The sequence below is a fragment of the Rhodanobacter sp. C05 genome (assembly GCF_002001165.1).
Classification (GTDB): Bacteria; Pseudomonadota; Gammaproteobacteria; order Xanthomonadales; family Rhodanobacteraceae; genus Rhodanobacter.
Genome location: NZ_MUNQ01000024.1, coordinates 1 through 21,618 on the forward strand (window position 1 = coordinate 1; position 21,618 = coordinate 21,618).

Annotated in this window: 16 protein-coding genes; 13 read left to right on the top strand and 3 right to left on the bottom strand. The window is 63.2% G+C overall.

The window, feature by feature from the left end; translation table 11 throughout:
• Positions 1 to 295: 295 nt before the first annotated feature.
• On the top strand, positions 296 to 1,795 hold the full coding sequence (glpK, locus tag B0E51_RS17630) for a glycerol kinase GlpK (RefSeq protein ID WP_077446201.1): 1,500 nt from the start codon (positions 296 to 298) through the stop codon (positions 1,793 to 1,795).
• 53 nt (positions 1,796 to 1,848) lie between these two features.
• On the opposite strand, the gene B0E51_RS17635 is transcribed toward glpK, so the two are convergent.
• Entirely contained in the window at positions 1,849 to 2,784 is a 936-nt protein-coding gene (locus B0E51_RS17635) for a carbohydrate kinase family protein (RefSeq protein ID WP_077446202.1), read from the bottom strand.
• Between the two features lie 275 nt (positions 2,785 to 3,059).
• Here B0E51_RS17635 and B0E51_RS17640 point away from each other — a divergent pair, with 275 nt between their 5' ends.
• The 12 genes from B0E51_RS17640 to B0E51_RS17695 all read left to right on the top strand — a co-directional run bounded on the left by B0E51_RS17640 (position 3,060) and on the right by B0E51_RS17695 (position 16,569).
• Positions 3,060 to 4,106, top strand: a complete 1,047-nt coding sequence (locus tag B0E51_RS17640; protein WP_077446203.1) for a rod shape-determining protein — start codon at positions 3,060 to 3,062, stop codon at positions 4,104 to 4,106.
• A gap of 276 nt (positions 4,107 to 4,382) precedes the next feature.
• Positions 4,383 to 5,381, top strand: coding sequence for a rod shape-determining protein MreC (gene mreC / locus B0E51_RS17645; RefSeq protein WP_077446204.1), 999 nt, complete (start codon positions 4,383 to 4,385; stop codon positions 5,379 to 5,381).
• Entirely contained in the window at positions 5,378 to 5,863 is a 486-nt protein-coding gene (gene mreD / locus B0E51_RS17650) for a rod shape-determining protein MreD (RefSeq protein WP_077446205.1), read from the top strand. The genes mreC and mreD overlap by 4 nt, the downstream gene beginning before the upstream one ends.
• A 4-nt stretch (positions 5,864 to 5,867) precedes the next feature.
• Complete coding sequence (gene mrdA, locus B0E51_RS17655) at positions 5,868 to 7,844, top strand: penicillin-binding protein 2 (RefSeq protein WP_077446206.1); 1,977 nt, start codon at positions 5,868 to 5,870, stop codon at positions 7,842 to 7,844.
• A complete protein-coding gene (gene rodA, locus B0E51_RS17660; protein WP_077446207.1) occupies positions 7,841 to 8,956 on the top strand; it encodes a rod shape-determining protein RodA in 1,116 nt (371 codons plus the stop codon). The genes mrdA and rodA overlap by 4 nt, the downstream gene beginning before the upstream one ends.
• 111 nt (positions 8,957 to 9,067) lie before the next feature.
• Complete coding sequence (gene mltB / locus B0E51_RS17665; RefSeq protein ID WP_077446208.1) at positions 9,068 to 10,078, top strand: lytic murein transglycosylase B; 1,011 nt, start codon at positions 9,068 to 9,070, stop codon at positions 10,076 to 10,078.
• A complete protein-coding gene (locus B0E51_RS17670) occupies positions 10,075 to 10,983 on the top strand; it encodes a septal ring lytic transglycosylase RlpA family protein (protein ID WP_077446209.1) in 909 nt (302 codons plus the stop codon). The genes mltB and B0E51_RS17670 overlap by 4 nt, the downstream gene beginning before the upstream one ends.
• Positions 10,984 to 11,054: 71 nt before the next feature.
• Positions 11,055 to 12,299, top strand: coding sequence for a D-alanyl-D-alanine carboxypeptidase family protein (locus B0E51_RS17675; RefSeq protein ID WP_077446210.1), 1,245 nt, complete (start codon positions 11,055 to 11,057; stop codon positions 12,297 to 12,299).
• Positions 12,299 to 12,589, top strand: coding sequence for a DUF493 family protein (locus tag B0E51_RS17680; RefSeq protein WP_077446211.1), 291 nt, complete (start codon positions 12,299 to 12,301; stop codon positions 12,587 to 12,589). Before B0E51_RS17675 ends, B0E51_RS17680 begins: the two co-directional genes overlap by 1 nt.
• Positions 12,590 to 12,638: 49 nt before the next feature.
• Positions 12,639 to 13,316 (top strand): lipoyl(octanoyl) transferase LipB, encoded by a 678-nt coding sequence (gene lipB, locus B0E51_RS17685; RefSeq protein ID WP_174570701.1) that lies wholly within the window; start codon positions 12,639 to 12,641, stop codon positions 13,314 to 13,316.
• On the top strand, positions 13,316 to 14,320 hold the full coding sequence (gene lipA, locus B0E51_RS17690) for a lipoyl synthase (protein ID WP_077446213.1): 1,005 nt from the start codon (positions 13,316 to 13,318) through the stop codon (positions 14,318 to 14,320). The genes lipB and lipA overlap by 1 nt, the downstream gene beginning before the upstream one ends.
• A gap of 8 nt (positions 14,321 to 14,328) precedes the next feature.
• The gene (locus B0E51_RS17695) at positions 14,329 to 16,569 is read left to right on the top strand and encodes a carboxy terminal-processing peptidase (RefSeq protein WP_077446214.1); all 2,241 of its coding nucleotides are present in this window, start codon (positions 14,329 to 14,331) and stop codon (positions 16,567 to 16,569) included.
• A gap of 46 nt (positions 16,570 to 16,615) precedes the next feature.
• On the opposite strand, the gene B0E51_RS17700 is transcribed toward B0E51_RS17695, so the two are convergent.
• Together B0E51_RS17700 and B0E51_RS17705 are read right to left on the bottom strand one after the other, a co-directional pair.
• Positions 16,616 to 18,466, bottom strand: coding sequence for a sulfotransferase (locus tag B0E51_RS17700; protein ID WP_077446215.1), 1,851 nt, complete (start codon positions 18,464 to 18,466; stop codon positions 16,616 to 16,618).
• A 106-nt stretch (positions 18,467 to 18,572) separates the two neighbouring features.
• Positions 18,573 to 21,473 (bottom strand): TonB-dependent receptor, encoded by a 2,901-nt coding sequence (locus B0E51_RS17705; protein WP_077446216.1) that lies wholly within the window; start codon positions 21,471 to 21,473, stop codon positions 18,573 to 18,575.
• Between the last annotated feature and the right edge of the window lie 145 nt (positions 21,474 to 21,618).

A 21,618-nucleotide genomic window follows, 5' to 3' on the forward strand; every position in this document is an offset into this window, starting at 1 on the left:
TTGCCATGCAAGAGTAGGTCACCGCCAGGGGCTTTATCCCCAAACCCTCGTAGCTCACGCTACGGGGGTTTGTTCTTTTAGGCGCCTCGGCGCCTCCCGCAACAGGTCACCGCCAGGGGCTTTATCCTGAACAACCCTCACCGGAAACGGGGGGGTTTCTTTGCCTCGTCTTGCTGGGGCGAGCGCAGATATCGACTCGAAACGGGCACGTCGAAGCGCATGGATCGTCCGTGACGCCGGCGTGTTGCTACTCTGTACGGACGCATTCTTGTTGCGCACGGTATAGGGGCGGCAGATGGAGCAACGCTACATACTGGCGATAGATCAGGGCACGACCAGCTCGCGTGCGATGCTGTTCGACCGTGCCGGTGGGGTGGTCGGAACGGCGCAACGCGAGTTCAGGCAGATTTTCCCGCAGCCGGGCTGGGTGGAGCACGATCCGCACGAAATCCTGGTCAGCGTGCTGACGACGATCGCCGAGGTTCTGGCGTCGGCAAAGATCGATGCCGGCGCGCTGGCCGGGATCGGCATCACCAATCAGCGCGAAACCACGGTGGTGTGGGATCGCCATAGCGGACAACCGATATACAACGCGATTGTGTGGCAATCGCGGCAGAGCCTGGCGATCTGCGAACGACTCGAAGCGGACGGCTATGCGCCGCTGGTACGTGAGAAAACCGGGCTGCTGATCGATGCCTACTTTTCCGGTAGCAAGATCCGCTGGATCTTGGATCATGTCGACGGCGCTCAGGCGAGAGCGGAGCGTGGGGATCTGCTGTTCGGCACGATCGACAGCTGGTTGATCTGGAATCTCAGCGGTGGCCGGCTGCATATCACGGATGTCAGCAATGCCGCCCGCACGCTGCTGTTCGATATTCATCGGCGATGCTGGGACGACGAACTGTTGCGCATGCTGGAGGTGCCGCGTTGCATGTTGCCGCAAGTGCGTTCATGCAGCGAGATTTACGGGCACACATTGGCGTTGCCAGGTCTGGCCGCCGGGGTGCCGATCTCTGGAGTGGCCGGCGATCAGCAGGCAGCATTGTTCGGCCAGGCCTGCTTCGAGCCCGGCATGGCCAAGAATACCTATGGCACCGGCTGTTTCATGCTGATGAACACCGGCGCGCAGGCGGTACCTTCACGGCATGGCCTGCTGACCACGATTGCATGGGAACTGGACGGCAAGCTTGAGTACGCACTGGAGGGCAGCATCTTCGTTGCCGGCTCGGTGGTGCAATGGCTGCGCGATGGTCTGCGCATGCTGGAGCAGGCATGTGATTCGCAGACCATGGCGCACAGCGTGCCGTCCACGGACGGTGTGTATCTGGTGCCGGCATTCGTCGGGCTGGGTGCGCCGTACTGGCGCAGTGACGTGCGTGGCGCGATGTTTGGTCTGTCGCGCGGCACCAGGAAAGAACACGTGGTGCGTGCCGCGCTCGAATCGATGGCCTATCAGTCGCGCGACGTGCTGGCTGCGATGGAGGCGGACGCCGGGATTCCCCTGAAGGAACTGCGTGCCGATGGTGGTGCCATCGCGAACGACTTCATGGCGCAGTTCCAGAGCGACATGCTCGGGGTGCCAGTGCTGCGTCCGCGAGTAGCGGAAACCACCGCACTGGGTGCTGCGTATCTGGCGGGGCTGGCCGTGGGTTTCTGGGAGAGTCGCGCCCAGATCGCCGGGCTCTGGCAGATGGATCACCGCTTCAGGCCCGCGATGGACGAGGCTGTGCGCGAACGCCTGTACCGCGGCTGGCAGGATGCGGTACGCGCGACCATCGGTTTCCGTGTCGACTGATGCAACAAGGCTCCCATCGAGGGAGCCTTGCATGTCGGTCTGAGCTGCAGCAATCAATCCAGTGCGTAGCCGAACTGGTCAAGGAACTCCGCCGCGAACTCGGCATAGCTGAAGCGCTGGTTCTGGGTGCCTGGATGCTCCACCTTCAGCGCGCCCATCAACGAGGCCATGCGGCCGACTGTCGGCCAATCCTTGCCGCGCATGATGCCGAAGATCAGGCCGGCGCGATAAGCGTCGCCACAGCCGGTGGGGTCGACGATACGACGCTCGCGCGCCGGCGGGATCTGATGCGTCTCGCCTTCGGCATGAATGACCGAGCCACGTGGCCCCTGGGTCACGATATAGGCCTTCACCCGTCCCGAGATCTCGTCGGCGCTCCAGCCCGTGCGGGTCTGCAGCAGCTGTGACTCGTAGTCGTTGACGATCACATAGGTCGACTTTTCGATCATCGCGCGGAATTCGTCACCGCTGAACAGCGGCATCGCCTGGCCCGGATCAAAGATGAACGGCACGCCGCGTGCGGCGAACTCGTCCACATGTTGAAGCATGGCTTCGCGGCCATCGGGCGCAACGATGGCGAAATCGATGTCCGGGATGTCGCGCACATGGTTTTCCTGCGCACTGGACATGGCGCCAGGATGGAAGGCGGTGATCTGGTTATTGTCCAGGTCAGTGGTGATGAAGCATTGCGGGGTGAACTGGTCGTCGAATTCGCGCACGCATTCGAGCCGGATACCGCATTGCTCCATATGCTTGCGATATGGCGCGAAGTCCTGGCCCACAGCCGCCACCGGCAGCGGATCGCCGCCGAGCAGCTTGAGGTTGTAGGCAATGTTGCCGGCGCAACCGCCAAACTCGCGACGCATCCGCGGCACCAGAAACGACACATTCAGGATGTGCATCTGATCGGGCAGGATGTGGTTCTTGAACTGGTCCTGGAACACCATGATGGTGTCATAGGCCAGCGATCCGCAGATGACGGCTGACATGATGTGCGGGAGCCCCCGGGCAAGGTGAAGAGGCCGCGACAACCGCGTCCGGCCCGAAGCCGAACCGGTAGTTCCGGCCAAAGGGTGGAATCGTACCGTCATCCGGCCGCGTTGGCGACTTCTTGCGCCGGTACGCAGTTCATCCTCGCTGGTGCAAAACGCGCATATCGCCGTGTTGTAGAAGGATTTCTTAACGTTAATGTCCTTGCGCATGTGTGCCACGCTGACTAGACTGGCGAGCTTACTTTTTAGCCAAGCCGGACTACGGCGGACTCATGTTCAAGAAGTTTCGCGGGATCTTTTCCAACGACATCTCCATCGACCTCGGCACGGCCAATACGCTGATCTATGTCCGCGGTCAGGGCATCGTGCTGAATGAGCCGTCGGTGGTGGCGATTCGTCAGGACCGCGGCCCCGGTGGTCCGCGCACGATCGCGGCAGTTGGTACCGACGCCAAGCGCATGCTCGGCCGCACGCCGGGCAATATCGCCACGGTGCGGCCGATGAAGGACGGTGTGATCGCCGACTTCACGATGACCGAGGCGATGCTGCAGCACTTCATCAAGCAGGTGCACAAGACGCGTTTCCTGCGACCGAGTCCACGCGTGCTGGTCTGCGTGCCGTGCGGCTCGACCCAGGTCGAGCGTCGCGCGATCAAGGAATCGGCCGAAGGTGCCGGTGCGCGCGACGTGTTCCTGATCGAGGAGCCGATGGCTGCCGCGATCGGTGCCGGCATTCCGGTGCACGAGGCGCGCGGCGCGATGGTGCTGGACATCGGTGGCGGCACTTCCGAAGTGGCGGTGATCTCGCTCAATGGCATCGTCTACTCGCAGTCCGTGCGCGTCGGTGGCGATCGTTTCGACGAGGCGATCATCAACTACGTGCGTCGTAACCACGGCACCCTGATCGGCGAGTCCACGGCCGAGCGGATCAAGCTCGAGATCGGCTGCGCCTTCCCGCAGGCGAACGTGAAGGAAATCGAGATCTCCGGCCGCAACCTCGCCGAAGGCGTGCCGCGCATGTTCACGATCAACTCCAACGAAATTCTCGAGGCGCTGCACGAGCCGCTTGCCGGCATCGTGGCAGCGGTCAAGTCGGCGCTGGAACAGACGCCACCGGAACTGTGCTCGGACGTCGCCGAACGCGGCATCGTGCTCACCGGTGGCGGTGCGCTGCTGCGCGATCTGGATCGCCTGATTTCCGAAGAGACCGGCCTGCACGTGCAAGTGGCAGATGATCCACTCACCTGCGTGGCACGTGGTGGTGGCAAGGCGCTGGAGCTGATTGATCAGCACGGCAGCGATTTCTTCGCCCCCGAATAAGAAGAGCCTGCTCATGGTCGCTCCACAGCGCGCGTTGTCGGTGGGCGGCCGTCAGGTGGCAGTGCATGGCGCTGTACTTGACTGGCGGTCAGGTCAAGCGATGTGCTGCCGCATGGGGGCCGTCCACCGGCAACCCTGCGGGCCGGGGCGGTTTGCCCACATGCCGGCGTCATCGCTCAGTCGTGTATCGACATACACTCCATCGCTCTTCCTTGGCCTGCGCGCAAACCGCTCCCGGCGCAGCCGTGGAGCAACCATGAGCAGGCTCTAGCCGCCATGGCGCGTGCGCGCGATGAGTCCTCGCCGCTGTTCGCCGGCAATGCGGCCGGCACGCTTCGGCTGATTGTCTATCTCGCACTGGCTGTGGTGCTGATGGTGCTCGACCAGCGCAACGGCTGGCTGTGGCGGCTGCGTTATACCGCGGCTGCCGTGGTGGAGCCTGTGTATCGGCTCGCTGGCTTGCCCGCGGCCGGTGTGCGCACCATGAGTGTGGCGTTCGCCGATCGCCAACGCCTCACCGAGCAGAATCAGCGCCTGCGCGAGGATCTGCTGCTGGCCAATGCCAAGCTCAATCGCATGTCCGCGGTGGCCGAACAGAACCAGCGCCTGAAGGAATTGCTCGACACCCAGCGCAGCCTCGAACTGAACGTGCAGCTGGCACGGGTGATCGGTGTGGACATCGGAGCGTATCGTTATCAGTTGACCCTGAACGTGGGTGCGCGCGACGGCGTAAAGCCAGGCCAGCCGGTGATCGATGCGCACGGCGTGATGGGGCAGGTGAAGGAAGTGCTGCCGACCACCGCTGTGGTGATGCTTGTGACCGATCCGGCGCATGCGATTCCAGTCGTGATCGAGCGTTCCGGCCTGCGCACGGTGGCTTACGGTTCGCGTGACGGCAATCAGCTGACCTTGCCGAACATACCGCTGGCAGCTGATGTGCGTGCCGGTGATCGCCTGCTGACCTCCGGTCTTGGTGGACGCTTCCCGCCGGGTTTTCCGGTGGGTGAGATCCGTTCGGTGGCTCCGGCCAGCACCGGCATGTTCCAGGTGGCACAGGCACAGCCGGCGGCGGATATCGATCGCAGCGAGGACGTGTTGCTGCTGCATGATCAGGCCGAACCTGACGGGCCACCGGCGCCGGTGAAACCGATGGGGCCACCGCGTGATCTGACGCCGGCGGCTGGCGATGCGCCAGCTACGTCAGCGAGTCAGATCGGTGCGCCTGCTGCTGCCAAACCGGCAACACCAGTCACGACGCATGGAGCGCAGCGATGAACCGGCAACGCCTGAGCCTGTGGTGGTTTGTCGGCACGCTGCTGTTTGCGCTGCTGTCGATGCTGGTACCGCTGCCAGGCGTGCTGGAACCGTTCAAGCCGTACTGGCCGGCGCTGTTCCTGCTGTACTGGTCGCTGGAGTCCGAGGACCGGGTCAGCCTGGGGCTGGCCTTCGGCATCGGGCTGGCTGCGGATCTGCTCAATGGCGTGGTGCTGGGTGAACAGGCCTTGCGCTTGTGCGCGCTGGTCTTCATTGCACTGCGCTTCCGGTCGCGCCTGCGTTTCTTCCCGATGTGGCAGCAGACCCTTGCCGTGCTGGCATTGCTGGTGAACGACCGCATCCTGCTGCTGATCGTGCGCATGCTGGCGGGTGGAACGCTGCCGCCGGCCAGCTGGTGGATATCGCCGTTTGTCGGCGCCGCGCTGTGGCCGTTCCTGTTCCTGTTGCTCGACGACCTGCGCGCCCGCCTGCGCATTCAGTAGACCGATGAAGATCCGTCGATCGATCAAGGATACCCGCGGCGAAAGCGCCTTGTTCCGGCGTCGCGCGCTGGCGGGTTTCGTGCTGATCCTGCTGGGTCTGTGCCTGCTGGTCAGCCGTTACATGTTGCTGCAGGTGACACGCTACGACGAGTTCGCCACCCGTTCGACCAACAACAGCGTCAAGCCACGGGTGATTCCGCCGGCGCGCGGATTGATCTACGACCGCAACGGTGTGCTGCTGGCCGACAACGTGCCGGCGTTCCGGCTCGAAGTGGTACCCGACAAGATCAACGACATGCCTGCCCTGCTGACCGAGCTTGGCAAGGTGGTGCCGCTGGGTCAGGACGACCTGGACGCGTTCAAGAAGCAGCTCCAGCAGAGTCGGCGCTTCGACAGTGTGCCGCTGAAGATGCGCCTGAGCGAAGACGAGATCGATCGCTTCGCGGTGAACCGCTGGCGTTTCCCGGGTGTGGATGTGGTGCCTTACCTGACCCGACGTTATCCGTTGGGCGCGTTGTTTGCGCATGTCGTGGGCTATGTCAGCCGCATCGATGCCGATGATCTTGCCCGGCTCGATCCCAAGCTCTACCAGGGCACCAGCCATGTGGGCCGCACCGGCATCGAGCGATCCTACGAGGATGTGTTGCATGGCACGCCGGGCTACGAGCTGGACGAGGTGAATGCCGATGGGCGCATCCAGCAGGTGCTGGAAACGCATCCGCCGGTACCCGGCAGGAATCTGTACCTGAGTATCGACGCGCGCATCCAGAAGGCCGCGGAGGCGGCGTTCGACGACCGGCTTGGTGCTGCGGTGGCGATCGATCCACGCAATGGCCAGGTGCTGGCGATGGTCAGCATTCCCAGCTTCGATCCCAACCTGTTCGTCAATGGCATCAGTCAGGCTGATTACAGTGCACTGACCAACGACCCGGCCAAGCCGTTGGTCAATCGTGCAATGAAAGGCGTCTATCCGCCCGGCTCGACGGTGAAGCCGCTGCTCGCGCTGGGCGGACTCGAAGATGGTGTGCGTCGGCCCGAGGACACGGTGCTGTCCACCGGCCAGTTCTGCCTGCCCGGACATGCGCGCTGCTATCGCGACGACGAGCGCTATGGCAATGGCACGGTGAACATGGTGCGGGCGATCGAGTTGTCGACCAATACCTATTTCTACAAGCTGGCACTGGATCTGGGCATCGACCGGTTGAGTGCCTGGATGAGTCGCTTCAGTTTCGGTGGCAAGACCGGCATCGACCTGGTCGGTGAATCCGAAGGCGTGCTGCCTTCGCGTGAATGGAAGGCTGCCCACTTCAAGGCAGGCTGGTTCCCTGGCGATACCGTCATTTCAGGTATCGGCCAGGGTTTCTGGGCGGTGACGCCACTGCAGCTCGGTCATGCCGTGGCTACCCTGGCCGGGCATGGCGTGCCCTATCAGCCGCGGCTGGTGATGGCCACCAAGGCCGTTGCCGAAGCGCAGCCGCAGCCGCTGGCCAATCCGGCTACGGGTCCGTCGCTGATCAGCAAGGCTTCCAACTGGGACGTGATCAACGAAGGCATGCGCGCGGTGATTACCGGCGGCACCGGCAAGGGACTGAACGACGGCTTCCCGTATTTGATCGCCGGCAAGAGCGGTACCGCCGAGCGCTTCTCGCGCACGTCGGAGGCGTACAACACCAACAAGAACTCCGCTTATCTGGCGGCGCGCCATCGCGCATGGTTCGAGGCCTACACCCCGACGGATGATCCGCAAATCGCCGCTGCCGTCGTGCTTGAGTCAGGTGCCTGGGGCGCCCAGGATGCCGGGCCGATCGTGCGCAAGATTTTCGATGCGTGGGTGGTGTTTGCCAAGGGAGGCACACCGCCGGTGGATGCGCCCTTGCCCAAGCCACCAGCGGCGCCGGGCAATGAAGTAGTGCCCGATCAAGCAGTTCCTGTCGAAGACGTTCCGGCAGACGCATCCAGCAGCGACGGGGCGACACCATGATCGAGACCATCCAGGCACGCCTGAGTCGATTCCTGAGCCGCACCCTGACCCGGCCGCGGATCGACTTGCCGCTGGCCGTCGGCCTGTTCGCGCTGGCGACGGTCGGCCTGGTCACGCTTTACAGCGCTGGGGATGAAAGCATGGCGCTGGTCACTGGCCAGGCTGGTCGCTTCGTGCTGGGTGGCGTGCTGCTGCTGCTGATCTCGCGCATCCCGCCATCGACCTTGCGCAGCTGGACGCCTTGGCTTTATGCCGGCAGCACCGCCTTGCTGGTGGTGGTGGCGGTTCTCGGCGAGGGACGCGGTGCCAATCGCTGGTTGAACCTGGGCGTGATGCGCTTTCAGCCGTCCGAACTGCTCAAGCTGACCATGCCGATGATGGTTGCCTGGTATCTGCATCCGCGCCAGCTGCCGCCGAGCTGGAAAGACATGGCGGTAGTCGGTCTGCTGATCGCGATTCCCGCCGGGCTGATCGCCAAGCAACCGGATCTTGGCACGGCCTTGCTGGTGACCGCCGCCGGTGCGTTCGCGCTGTTCCTGTCCGGCATGGCGTGGTGGCGCATCGGTCTGTTGATCGGTGGGCTTGGCGGCATGATTCCGGTGGGCTGGCATTTCCTGCATCAATACCAGCGCGATCGCGTACTGACCCTGCTCAACCCGGAATCCGACCCGCTCGGCAATGGCTGGCACATCATCCAGTCGCAGATCGCGGTGGGCTCCGGCGGCATGTTCGGCAAGGGCTGGCAGCACAGTACGCAATCGCGGCTGGATTTCCTGCCCGAGCACACCACCGACTTCATCTTTGCGGTGTTCTCCGAGGAGTTCGGCCTGATCGGCGTGATCGGGATCATGCTGCTGTACGCCTTCATCATCGGCCGTTGCCTGTGGATCGCGATGGAAGCGCGCGATACCTACTCGCGCCTGCTTGCCGGCGCGATCGGCATGAGCTTCTTCGTCTATGTGTTCGTCAATGGCGGCATGGTCGCCGGCATGCTGCCGGTGGTCGGTGTACCGATGCCGATGATCAGTTACGGCGGCACTTCGGCGGTGTCGTTGCTGGTCGGCTTCGGTGTGCTGATGTCGATCCACGCCAACCGCAAAATGCACGAATGAACGCGTTGCCACCTGCTGTTCAGTGAATGGCCCGCGGCAGGACAGGCTTGCCGTGGCGTGCGTGTTAGGCTTTCGACGAAGTCATCACACCTGTCTTGCGAAGCACACTTCATGACCGTTCTTTTCGCGTCGCGCCCGGTTCGTTTCCTCGCTGTCCTGAGCCTGTTCTGGATGGGCGTGCCGGCTCCGGCGCAGGCGACGGAACACCCCGGTCAGGCCGAACTGGTGAGTGAAGTGGCACGCGATACCGGCAAGAGCCCGCAGACACTGAATGCACTGCTTGATGGCGCGAAGATGCAGCAGAGCATCCTCGATGCGATCAGCCGGCCGGCCGAGGGCAAGCCTTGGAAGGATTACCGACCGATCTTCCTGACCGACAAGCGCATCAACGACGGCATCGCGTTCTATCGTGAGCACCGTGCCCTGCTGGAGCAGATCGGACGGCAGTACGGTGTGGCGCCGGAATATCTGGTGGCGATCGTCGGTGTGGAAACCAGTTACGGCCGCAACACCGGCAAATACAAAGTGCTCGACGCACTGGTCACGCTGGGCCTGTACTACCCGCCACGTGCGACTTTCTTCCGCGGTGAGCTGAAGACGCTGCTGGAACTGCCGGACAACCATCTGGCCGGGTCGATCGACACGCTCACCGGCTCCTATGCCGGTGCGCAGGGCTGGGGCCAGTTCATGCCTTCGAGCATCCGTGACTTCGCGGTGGACGCGGACGGCGATGGCCATATCGACCTGCAGAATTCGCTGCCGGATATCTTCGCCAGCGTGGCGAACTATTTCGTGAAGCACGGCTGGGTCAGCGGCGATCCGGTGGCGATCCGTGCGCAACCGGATGCGGCCGCCGCAGAGGTTGTCGTGCAGGACGCCTCTCCGCAGTGGCCACTGGAACAACTTGAGGTATGGGGTTATGCGCCGCTGCAGGCGATGGATCCTGGACGGCTGAGCAGCCTGCAGACGCTTGAAGGCGCGAACGGGCGGGAGTACTGGCTCACCTTCCAGAATTTCTACGTGATCACCCGTTACAACCGCAGTCCGCTCTACGCGATGGCGGTCAATCAGTTGGCGCAGGCGATTGCTGCCGGCGTGGACCAGGCGGATGCGGCGCGATGAGGGCGCTGCGCGCAGCGGCGATGCTGACGGCAGTGTTGCTGCTGGCAGGCTGCGGTGGTGCGAAGCCGAAACCATCGCGTGGCGGCAGCGCGCAGGCGTCGTATCGGACGACGGCTTCCGGTCACGGCGACAGTCTCAACGACGATCTCAGCCAGCCGCAGGGCAGCCGCTATCGCGACAGCAGCGACAGTGTGCCGGGTGGCCCCCCACCGGACATCAGCAAGCTGGTCGAGCCGGTGCCGAAGGTCGAACCACATTCGCTGTACGGCAACAAGTCGCCTTACACCGTGCTCGGGCAGACGTATCGCGTGCTGCCTAGCGCGCGCGGCTACGACGAGCGCGGGATCGCCTCGTTCTACGGCAACAAGTTCCACGGCTACAAGACATCCAGCCTGGAAACCTACGACATGTACGCGTTCACCGCCGCCAGCAAGACCTTGCCGCTGCCCAGTTATGCCAGGGTCACCAACCTGCAGAACGGCAAGAGCGTGATCGTGCGGATCAACGACCGTGGCCCGTTCCATGAGGATCGGGTGATCGACCTGTCCTATGCGGCGGCGGTGAAGATCGGTGTCTGGCCCAAGGGTACCGGGCTGGTCGAGGTGCGCGGGATTGACCCCGGCGAGCCTGGACAGGAACTGCCGCCGCCGGCGGTGGTCTCAACCGGACACCCCGGAATCTATCTGCAGGTAGGCGCGTTTTCCGATGCGGACAATGCCGAGCGGGTGGCCCAGCGCCTGCGCCAGGCCCAGCTTGGTGACGTGCGGGTGACCGAGACCGAAGTCAACGGTCGTCGCGTGCGCCGTGTACGGGTCGGGCCGCTGGCGGATGTCGACAGCGCCGACCGGGTCAGTGCCCAGATCGAGGGCATGGGCCTGCCCAGGCCGCAGGTCGCGGTAGACTGAGCGGGTTTGTTTCAACATTGACATCTAGCGGGCAGCTGCATGCCGGCATCAAGACTGGACTGAAGACCACGATGAATTTTTTCCGCCGCACCCTGATTCCGTTTGCCGCAGCGGCCCTGCTGCTCGGTGTTGCCGTCGCCCAGACACCACAGCCGGCACCGCCGCATCCATCGCCGGTGCCCCGTCCGGTGGTGCCTGACGCGCCAGTACCGCCGCCGCCGGATGTCGACGGCAAGGCGTGGGTGTTGATGGATTACGCCACTGGACAGATCCTTGCCAGCAAGGATCCCGACTTGCGCGTGGAGCCGGCCTCGATCACCAAGATCATGACCGACTACGTGGTCTCGGCCGAGGTCGCCAACGGCAAGATCCACATGACCGACCCGGTCACCATCAGCGAGAACGCCTGGCGTGGCGGCGGCGCGGGCACTGACGGCTCCACCAGTTTCCTCAAGCTCAATAGCCAGGTGCCGCTGAAGGATCTGCTGTACGGGCTGATCATCCAGTCCGGCAACGATGCCGCGATTGCGCTGGCCGAACACTCCGCCGGCTCGGAGCAGGCGTTTTCCGGCCTGATGAACGCGTATGCCAAGCAGCTCGGCATGGTCAACTCGAACTTCGAGAATGCCTCCGGCTACCCGATTGCCAATCACTACACCACCGCACACGACGTGGCGATCCTGTCGCGTGCGTTGATCCATGATTTCCCCGAGGACTACGCGATCTCCGCGATCAAGGAGTTCGAGTGGAACGGCATCAAGCAGCACAACCGCAACACCCTGCTGTGGCGTGACCCGAGTGTGGACGGTATCAAGACCGGCCATACCGCGGCGGCTGGTTTCTGCCTGGCGGCCTCGGCCAAGCAGGGCGACTCGCGCATGATCGCCATCGTGATGGGTGCCAGCAGCGAGAAGGCGCGTGCCGATTCGGCGATGGCGCTGCTCAACTACGGGTTCCGTTTTTACGAGACACACAAGCTGTATGACGCCAGCAAGCCGCTGGCCACGCCGAAGTTGTGGAAGGGTGCGGCCAACCAATTGCCGATCGGGGTCGCCGACGACGTGCAGATCACGGTCAAGCGCGGCGACTACGACAAGCTCAAGGCCACCATGGATATCCCGGCTACGCTGATTGCGCCGTTCAAGAAGGGCCAGCAGGTGGGCACGTTGCGCATCACGCTGGCAGGCCTGCCGGTGCAGACCGTGCCGCTGATCGCGCTGAACGAAGCACCGCAGGGTGGCTTCTTCTCGCGCCTGTGGGATTCCATCATGCTGTGGTTCCACAGCGACAAGAAGGCTGACGCGGACGCGAAGTGATGCACGAGATCGACTTCAGCAAGGCCAAGCAGGAAGGCAAGGGCTTCCAGTTCCCCGGCGACTTCGAGATCACCGCGGTCGGGCCAAGCAGTGCCAATCTGCCGGTGCACGTGCCGCAGCTGCTGGAGCGGGCCGGTCTGCGCGTGCTGCACGAGAGCGTGCGGCATCGCCACTCCACGGCCGGCAACTTCGTTTCGGTCACGGTGAGTTTCCATTGCGACGCGCGTGAGCAGTACGACGCTGCGCATGCCGCGCTGCGCGCCGATCCGGATATCCGCTACACGATGTAGCTCCGTGCTTGCAGGCGAGCTGCAGCCGTCTCCTTCTCAAGGTTTCTCCATGTCACTGCCGTTGAAGATCCGTCGCCTTGGTCGCCAGCCGTATGAGCCGGTATGGCAGGCGATGAGCGCGTTCACCGACAACCGCACGGCGGATACGGTCGACGAGTTGTGGTTGCTGGAGCACGACCCGGTGTTCACGCTCGGTCAGGCCGGCAAGATGGAGCACGTGCTGGCGCCGGGTGACATTCCGGTGGTGCCGGTGGATCGTGGCGGTCAGGTGACCTATCACGGCCCCGGTCAGGTCGTCGGTTATCCGCTGATCGACCTGCGTCGGGTCGGCGTCGGAGTACGCGAGCTGGTCAACAAGATCGAGCAGTCGATCATCGACACGCTGGCGCACTGGCATATCGTCGCCGAGCGGCTGGCAGGTGCGCCTGGCGTCTACGTAGGTGAGGCCAAGGTGGCTGCCCTGGGTCTGCGCGTGCGCCGGGGCTGCAGTTTCCATGGTCTGGCCTTCAACGTGGACATGGACCTGGAGCCGTACCACCGCATCAACCCCTGCGGCTACAAGGGTTTGGCGGTCACGCAAGTGTTAGACTTGGGCGGTCCGTCGCGACTGGCGGAGGTCGAGGATGTGCTGATCGGTGAATTCTGCCGGCAGTTTGGCTTCGATGCCGAGCCGGCCGCCGCTGTCCTACCCGAACTCCCCGCCCGCGCAGCGATCCAGGCTTCCTGATGAGCGATACCTCCACCTCTCCGTCCCGCAACATTCCGATCAGCGTCGTCGCCGGTACGCCCGAAAAGCAGCTGGGCAACGACAAGATCGCGTTGAACCGTGCGGGTTTCGACAGCGCCGTTCCCGTGCTGCGCAAGCCCAGCTGGATCCGCGTGCGCCTGCCGCAGGGCAATGCCGTGCAGCAGTTGAAGGCGCGCCTGCGCGAGAACGCGCTGGTGACGGTGTGCGAAGAAGCCTCTTGCCCGAACATCCACGAGTGCTTCAGCAAGGGCACCGCGACCTTCATGATCCTCGGCGAGGTATGCACGCGCCGTTGCTCGTTCTGCGATGTGGCGCATGGCCGACCGGCCGCGCCCGACCCGCTGGAGCCGGCGCGGCTGGCCGAGACGATCCGCGACATGCGCCTGCGTTACGTGGTGATCACCTCGGTCGATCGCGACGATCTGCGCGACGGTGGTGCCGAGCATTTCGCCGCCTGCATTCGCGCGACACGTCACGCCAGCCCGAATATCAAGATCGAGATCCTCACCCCCGACTTCCGCGGCAAGGGCCGCATGGAGCGCGCGCTGGAAGTGCTGAAGGACTTCCCGCCGGACGTGTTCAACCACAATCTGGAAACCGTGCCGCACCTGTATCGCGAAGTGCGTCCGGGCGCGGACTACCAGTGGTCGCTGGACCTGCTCAAGCGCTTCAAGGCACAGCATCCGGAGGTGCCGACCAAGTCCGGCATCATGCTCGGTCTGGGCGAGACCTGGGAGCAGGTGATCGAGACGATGGGTGATTTACGCGCCCATGACGTCGAGATGATCACCATTGGCCAGTACCTGCAGCCCACGCCGCACCATCACCCGGTAGTGCGTTACTGGACACCGGAAGAATTTGAGGCATTGCGCGAAGCCGGTGAGGCGATGGGTTTCCATCACGTCGCCTCCGGCCCGCTGGTGCGTTCGTCCTATCACGCCGACCTGCAGGCCCATGCAGCCGGTGTCACCGAGTCAGTCTGAGAACCTACATGAAATTTCGCCCCGCGCTGGTTTTTCTGCTTGCTTTCACCGCGACCTGTGTCTTCGCACAGTCGGCGGCCGATCTCGGTGATGGTAGCGGCGCCCGCAAGGTCGCCAGCTGGCCACTCAAGCCCACTGCCATCGAAACGGAAGCCGCGTGGATGTCGGCGAGCTTCCTGACCCGCTACCATTACGATGCGCAGCCACTCGACGATGCGATGTCGGCGCGGATCTACAAGGCCTACTTCAAGTTGTTCGATAGCGAGAAGGTGTTCTTCACCCAGGTCGACATGGCCAGGTTCGCCCCGCTGAAGACTCAGCTCGACGATGCCATCTGGAACAAGGACTTGTCCGCGCCGTTCTCGATCTTCAACCTCTACGTGCAGCGTGCCGTGGAGCGCATGAATTATGCGCGCAGCCTGCTCAAGCAGGGCTTCGATTTCTCCGCCGACGAGAACTACACGTTTGATCGCAAGGATGCCGACTGGCCGAAGGATCAGGCTGCGCTGGATGATCTGTGGCGCAAGCGCACGATGAACGACTGGCTACGCTTGAAGTTGGCCGGCAAGAACGACGCCGATATCCGCAAGACGCTGGACAAGCGCTATGCCGGCTACATCGAGCGGGTCAGGCAGGTTAACGGCGAGGATGCGTTCCAGACCTTCATGACCGCTTATGCCGAAACTACCGACCCGCATACTGATTACTTCGGGCCGCAAGCGGCAGAGAACTTCGAAATCGCCATGAAGCTGTCGCTGGAAGGCATCGGTGCGCAGCTGGAATCGCGTGACGACTACACGATGATCGCCAAGCTGGTGCCGGGTGGTCCGGCGCTCAAGTCAAACAAGTTCAAGCCCGGTGATCGCATTCTCGCGGTGGGCCAGGGTGATGGCCCGCTGGTCGATGTGGTCGGCCAGCGTATCGACGACGTGACCAAGCTGATCCGCGGCAAGAAGGGTACCGTTGTGCGGTTGGAGATTCTTCCGGCTGATGTCGGGCAGGATGGCAAGCACGAGCTGATCACCCTCGTGCGCGACAAGATCAGCCTTGAGGATGCCGCGGCGAGCAAGAAGATCATCGACATCAAGGATGGTGACGTCACCCGCAAGATCGGCGTGATCAGCCTGCCCTCGTTCTATTCCGACTTCGGTGCGCGCAGCGAAGGCGACAAGGACTTCAAGAGCACCACCCGCGATGTGGCCAAGCTGCTCGGCGAACTGAAGGCGGCCGGCGTGCAGGGCGTGGTGGTGGACCTGCGCAACAATGGTGGTGGTTCGCTGGACGAAGCCATTTCGATGGCCGGGTTGTTCATCGAGAAGGGCCCTGTCGTGCAAGTACGCGACTCCAACGGACATGTTGATGTGCAGGGCAACGACGATTCGGGAATGGCATGGAGTGGCCCGCTGGCCGTGCTGGTCAATCGCAGTTCGGCTTCGGCCTCGGAGATCTTTGCGGCAGCGATCCAGGACTATCATCGCGGGCTAATCATCGGCGAGCCTAGCTTCGGCAAGGGTACTGTGCAGAGGCTGGTTGATCTTGACCACATTGCCAACAACGACAGCGAGAAGCGACAGTTCGGCGAACTGAAGATGACCATCCAGGAGTTCTTCCGCATCAATGGCGGCTCCACCCAATTGAAAGGGGTGACGCCGGATATCGAGTTCCCGAAGAACGGCGATGACAAGGACTTCGGCGAATCCACCTATGACAACGCCCTGAAGTGGACGCAGATCGCGCCTGCCGACTACCGGCCGGTGGCCGACCTCAATGCCTATCTTCCACAACTGCAGCAGCTGCATGACACGCGCGTGTCGAAGTCGCCGGCATGGAAGCTGATGCTCGACGAGCTGGCGCAGTTCAAGATGATGCGCGACAAGACCTCGATCTCACTGAACTTCACTACACGCGAAGCCGAGCGCAAGCAGCAGGATGCGTTGCAGACCGAGTTCCGCAACCGGCACAAGGCCATCGATGGTACCGATGCCGTGCTGGCCGATGAGGGCAATGCGCTGGATGACGGCCTCGATGCGAACGAGCGCAGTCTGAAGAGCGAGCTCAAGGAAGAAAAGGATGCGAAGAAGGCGAAGGACGTGGAGCTCAACGAAACCGCGCACATCCTGTTCGACGCGGTTGGCCTGATCAAGGCCGACCCGAAACTGGCAGCCGAAGTGCTGCCGTACGGTGGCAGGTTCAGCATGCCGGTGATCGCAGCAGTGCCGGCTAGCGCGGCGTCGACAGCGACGCATTGAGTCGCCCGGGTAAACAGGAAAGGCAGCGCATTGGCGCTGCCTTTTTTTATGTGGTGTAGCCGAGGCGTTCGATCAAGGGACGCAGCAGGGGAAGGACAGGTTCGAACTGTTCGCGATAGGCGTGCCAGCGATTGACCGCCTTGGGGTTGATGCCCTGGGTCACCTGGGCATAGCTTGGCGTGCTGATGAACCGCTTGCTCCGAGCGTGTTCGGCGAAGCGCGCCATGGGCGACGCGTCGGCGACCTCGAGGAATTGCCCCAGCTGCGTGACTTGCTCATCAAACCGGTCGACGACAGATTCGTAGCGCCACTCCAGCACGCGTGGCGCGAACACTTCCACATGCCGGTACCAGTGCTCGAAGGCGCGTACATAGCCGCGTGCCAGGCGTTGCAGTGACGAGCACAGCACCATGAAGGCCGGTGAGCGGAACGGTTGCATGTAACAGCTGAGCAGCACGTCGCACGGATGGCGCAGGCACAGGATGATGCGCGCCTGCGGAAACAGCCGCATGATCATCGGCAGGCACAGCATGTTGAGCGGATTCTTGTCCACCAGCCGGCGCTGGCCGAGATCGGGCACGATCTGTGCGACCCGGCGGAAGTACACGGCGCGCAGTTGATCCGCTTCGCTCGCGGTGAGGTTGGCCAGGTCGTCGGGATAGTGCTGGCCGGTTATTTCCACACCTTCGATCAGGTCATGGATGAAGGCGCGCTCGTCCATCGAGCGGAAATCGGGATGCGCATCCAGCATCTGCTCCAGCAGGGTCGTGCCAGAGCGCGGAAAGCCGACCACGAAAACCGGCTGCTGCCGATCAGCCAAGGTGGGCAAAGGTTTCCAGCCCTGGTAGGCCGTGTGGTCAACCAGGTGATGGGTCATCTGCAAGGGCTCGCTGTCCGGCTGCATCAGCTCCGGTACGACGCCTTGTGCAATATTCAGCTGGGCGGCGTGTGCGGTTTGCAACGCCGGCCATACCTCGTCATGTTGACTCATCCGGCTGCTGGCCGCGGCCAGGCCAAAGGCGGCGCTGGCGCGGTGCTGGTCATCGAGGGCCAGCGCAAGCATCCGACGATATAGCACCGCGGCTGCGGCGTAGTCGGCGTCGCGCATGGCCAGTGCAGCATGTGCGCTCCAGCCTTCGGCGCGGGCATCGTCGTCCGGCGGCAGCCGGTCGAGGACTTCCAGTGGCAACTGCTGCAGCTCCTGGCGCGCGCGATCGAGCTGGTTGCTGCGTTCGTATAGCGCCGACCGCTGGGCGGCGATGCGCAGCCGCATGATTCCGGCTGCCGATCCATCGGGTAGTTGTGCCCTGGCCAGCGTGCCGAGCGCGATTTCAAGTTCGCCCTGTGCGGACAGCATCGCGGCAAGAGTGAGCGCCAGTTCACCCGACTGGGCTGGCCAGCCGGCGGCGCCGGCCAGCATGGCCTGCTGACCATCGTTGTCACCACCGACGTAGCAGGCATGCGCAGCCTGCAGGCGCGCTTCGATAAACTGTGGCGACAGACGCACCGCATCCATCAGTGCCTGCCTCGCCAGCACCCAATGCCGTTGCTGCAGATGCAGCAGGCCGAGGTTGTAGTGCAGCTCGGCATCGTCCGGTGCCAGCGAGAGCGCCGTCAGGAACGCGTGTTCGGCCCCCGCCATGTCACCGTCCTGGCGGCAGGCGAGCCCGAGATTGTTCCAGTACGCGGACACCTGTGGCCGCATGCGCGTCAGTGACACGAACGCGCTTGCTGCCTGCCGGTAGCGCGCGCAGGCGTATCGGGCGAGACCCAGCCACAGCAGGGCGGGTTCGTCCGCTTCAGCCGCACCTTCGCCGAGGGCGATGACTCGCTCCATGTCGCCAGCGTCGTAGGCGCTGCTCATCGCCTCGGCGAGGCTGTGGGTGCGTGCGGGCATGCCTTTCCGATCGGTTGTCTGCTGGTCTTCATTATGCAAGAGGGGGCGCGAGAATATCTCGCGCCCCCTCCGGGTTGCCGTGGAACTTTTCAGCCAGCTCAGGCGATCAGAACTTCACCGTGGCGCGAGCCCAGTAGTAGCGGCCGATCGTGTCGTAGGTGGCGGCGTCCACGTTGTAGTTCGTGCCATTCTGATAGACCAGCGGCGGTATCTTGTCGCTGAGGTTGTCCACGCCGACGTCGATCCGGGTATGCCACGACGGGATCGCATAGCCAAGCTGGATCGAGTGATACAGCACCGAGGCCATCGGAAGGTTGACGCCGGGAATGGCGGCATCCGCATTCACGTTGGTCAGATGGTTGATGTAGCGCGTCTGCCACTGCGCACTCCAGTTGCCCAGCGTCCAGTTGAACGTGAGCGTGCCGCGCCAGCGCGTCATGTTGCCGAATTGCGGGGTGAAGGTGCCGGCGTAGTCGACCGTCTTTGCACCTGGTTGACCGGGCGTGGCGTCGTTCTTGTAGGTGGAGAGATAGGTGCTGGCGAAGGCTGCCTTGAAGTCACCCGGATTCACGCTGCCCAGGTCGAAATGCGGGATCTTGTAGTCCAGCGTGAAGTCGACGCCGCTGGTGCTGAGGTTGCCCAGGTTGACCACTGGCGTGTCGATCACATTGATCTGGCCCGCCTTCTGGGTGTTCGTGCCGTAGCGGCTGATCAACGAGCAATACGGGCTGTTGTTGTTGGCAAAGCAGCTGTTGACCACCGTCGAGGCGGAAATCGGTGTCAGCAGATCGCTCAGGTAGATGTGCCAGAGGTCGACGCTGGAGGACAGGCCATCTGCCCAGCTGGGGTTGTAGACCAGACCGAAATCGATCGATTTGCCCTGTTCCGGCTTGAGCGACTGACCGACCGTGCTGGCACCCGAGTAATACGTGTTGACCTGTTGATTGGTGTTCACCCAGCCGACGGGAACGGACTGGCATGCGGCGGCATGCTGCGCGAGCTGGGCAGCCGAGAGGCCGACGCAGGGATCGTTCAAGTTCGGCTGAACCAGGGTGATGCCGTCATAGAGTTCATCCAGGTTGGGGGCGCGGAATACCTGGGACACCGTGCCGCGGACCAGCAGGTCGGCAATCGGTTTCCATTCGACTGCGATCTTGCCGTTGGTGGTCGAGCCGCTGGTGTCGTAGTCCGAGTAGCGTACCCCCAGGTCAAGGTTCAACGAATACGCTCCCGGTTGCTGCGACAGCAGCGGGATCAGCGATTCGGCATAGAGCTCCTTGACGTTGTCATTGCCACGCCCGGGCGAACCACAACCTTCCTGCAGTATCTGGCACGTGCCGGTGGCCAGGTCGAGCACGGCGTCGGGGGTAACCGTGTAATTCATCGTCTGCTCGCGGTACAGGGCACCGACGGCCAGTTGCATGGAACCTGCCGGCAGATCCCACAGTTCGCCGTTGGCGTCGAACTGAAGCTGCTTCGTGGCATTGGTGAACACGTACACCGGATTGTCCACGAGGCCTTTCAACGCGGACGTCTGGTTGGCCTGATCGAAGATATTCACGCCACTGTTGATCGCCGTCTGGAACTCGGCGATGTTGAGCTCGTTGTAATCGCGCTGCGTGCGATTGGCATGGCCATAATCGATCGAGGCGTCCCAGTTCCAGCTGCTCTGCCCGAACATGCCTCGCAGGCCGGTGTTGACCTGCACGTTCTGGGTGTCGTAGGTGTGCAGGCGGTTACCGGCTCCGGTCAGCCGGATATTCAAACCATAGCCGCTGTTCGGATCGTTCGGGTTTGCCGGATCGGTGCCGAAGGTGACGCCGAACGGGTTGATCGGGTTGCTGGCCGCCACGTACCAGCCGTCACTGACCGAGGTCGGTGAGGGCGCGTCCTGGCCGCTCGACTGGGTGTGGTTGAAGAACGCATTCGCGAAGAAGGTCACGTTGTCCGCCAGCTTGTAGCTGCCAAGCACGAAGGCATCGGTGCGCTGTTGCTGGGTCTGGATGTAGTTGTACGTGTTGTAGTTGTACGAATCCGCGGGGTAATTGTCACAGCGGTAATCGGCCTGGCTCGATCCGTTGCCCTGTGCCTTGGTGACCAGGATGCTGTTGTTCTTGACCGTGCAACCGTATTGGCTGGCAAACGATGCGGGCAGCTGGATTTTGCCGGTCGGAATGGTGCTGGAACCGGAGGCGGTGAGCGCGCCACTGGACAGGTACAGCGGGTGCGAGGAGAACTTGCGCTGGCTGGCCAGCGCGGCGTCGTACTTGTTGTAATCGAGGCCGCCGACGATGTTGTAGTTGTCGCCGCTCATGCCGCCGGTCAGGCTGAAGCCGTGTCGCTGACCATCGCCGTGGCTGGAAATGCCATCGTTGATGCTGGCTTCGACGCCCGTATAGTCCTTGCGCAGGATGAAGTTGACCACGCCGCCGATCGCGTCGGAGCCATACACCGTCGAGGCGCCCTCAGCCAGCACGTCGACCCGCTCGATCATGTTCTGCGGGATCATGTTGACATCGGTATTGGCCATGCGCTGGCCGTCGATCAAGACCAGGGTACGGTCGGTGCCCAAGCCGCGCAACGAGATGCGTGCGGCACCGTCGCCGCCTTCCAGTGACGGGCTGGCGACGCCGCCACCGTTGGTGTTGTTCTGGGTGTTGGTCGCGTTGCCGGAGATGCTGGGGAGTGCCTGCAGCACGTTGCCCATGGTCGGATTGCCGGCATTGGTGATCGCGGCGCGATCCACCGTCGTTACCGGGCTGGACGTCTCGGCGTCGACGCGCCGGATCAGCGAGCCGGTGACCACAACTGCCTCGAGGTTTTTTGTCTTGCCCTTGGTTGCCGGTTCAGACGCGGCTTGATTTGCGGCTGGGGAATTCGACGTCGCCGTCGTGGTGCCGGCAGTCTGATCCTGGGCAAATGCCACGGACGTGCCCAGGGACATGGTGGCGAATAGCGCGCTGGACAGCGCCAGTGAGAGCCGGTTGTAAGGCAATACACGATGCATGAAGTTCTCCCCGATTTCTGGTTGTTGGTGGCGGGATATTCATGGTGGCGACGCTTCTCGGCAGGCACATCCAAACGAGCGCCTCAATGCGGGTCCTCTCCCAAGGGCACGCTTGCCACCATGATCCGGTTCATGTGATCCATTG

What these genes read in the sequence shown, in the direction of transcription:
- mreC (WP_077446204.1), top strand. Translation starts at nt 4,383, where the DNA reads ATGGCGCGTGCGCGCGATGAGTCCTCGCCGCTGTTCGCCGGCAATGCG.
- B0E51_RS17705 (WP_077446216.1), bottom strand. Translation starts at nt 21,473, where the DNA reads ATGCATCGTGTATTGCCTTACAACCGGCTCTCACTGGCGCTGTCCAGC.
- mreD (WP_077446205.1), top strand. Translation starts at nt 5,378, where the DNA reads ATGAACCGGCAACGCCTGAGCCTGTGGTGGTTTGTCGGCACGCTGCTG.
- B0E51_RS17670 (WP_077446209.1), top strand. Translation starts at nt 10,075, where the DNA reads ATGAGGGCGCTGCGCGCAGCGGCGATGCTGACGGCAGTGTTGCTGCTG.
- lipB (WP_174570701.1), top strand. Translation starts at nt 12,639, where the DNA reads ATGTCACTGCCGTTGAAGATCCGTCGCCTTGGTCGCCAGCCGTATGAG.
- mltB (WP_077446208.1), top strand. Translation starts at nt 9,068, where the DNA reads ATGACCGTTCTTTTCGCGTCGCGCCCGGTTCGTTTCCTCGCTGTCCTG.
- B0E51_RS17640 (WP_077446203.1), top strand. Translation starts at nt 3,060, where the DNA reads ATGTTCAAGAAGTTTCGCGGGATCTTTTCCAACGACATCTCCATCGAC.
- B0E51_RS17700 (WP_077446215.1), bottom strand. Translation starts at nt 18,466, where the DNA reads ATGCCCGCACGCACCCACAGCCTCGCCGAGGCGATGAGCAGCGCCTAC.
- B0E51_RS17695 (WP_077446214.1), top strand. Translation starts at nt 14,329, where the DNA reads ATGAAATTTCGCCCCGCGCTGGTTTTTCTGCTTGCTTTCACCGCGACC.
- B0E51_RS17675 (WP_077446210.1), top strand. Translation starts at nt 11,055, where the DNA reads ATGAATTTTTTCCGCCGCACCCTGATTCCGTTTGCCGCAGCGGCCCTG.
- lipA (WP_077446213.1), top strand. Translation starts at nt 13,316, where the DNA reads ATGAGCGATACCTCCACCTCTCCGTCCCGCAACATTCCGATCAGCGTC.
- mrdA (WP_077446206.1), top strand. Translation starts at nt 5,868, where the DNA reads ATGAAGATCCGTCGATCGATCAAGGATACCCGCGGCGAAAGCGCCTTG.
- B0E51_RS17635 (WP_077446202.1), bottom strand. Translation starts at nt 2,784, where the DNA reads ATGTCAGCCGTCATCTGCGGATCGCTGGCCTATGACACCATCATGGTG.
- glpK (WP_077446201.1), top strand. Translation starts at nt 296, where the DNA reads ATGGAGCAACGCTACATACTGGCGATAGATCAGGGCACGACCAGCTCG.
- rodA (WP_077446207.1), top strand. Translation starts at nt 7,841, where the DNA reads ATGATCGAGACCATCCAGGCACGCCTGAGTCGATTCCTGAGCCGCACC.
- B0E51_RS17680 (WP_077446211.1), top strand. Translation starts at nt 12,299, where the DNA reads ATGCACGAGATCGACTTCAGCAAGGCCAAGCAGGAAGGCAAGGGCTTC.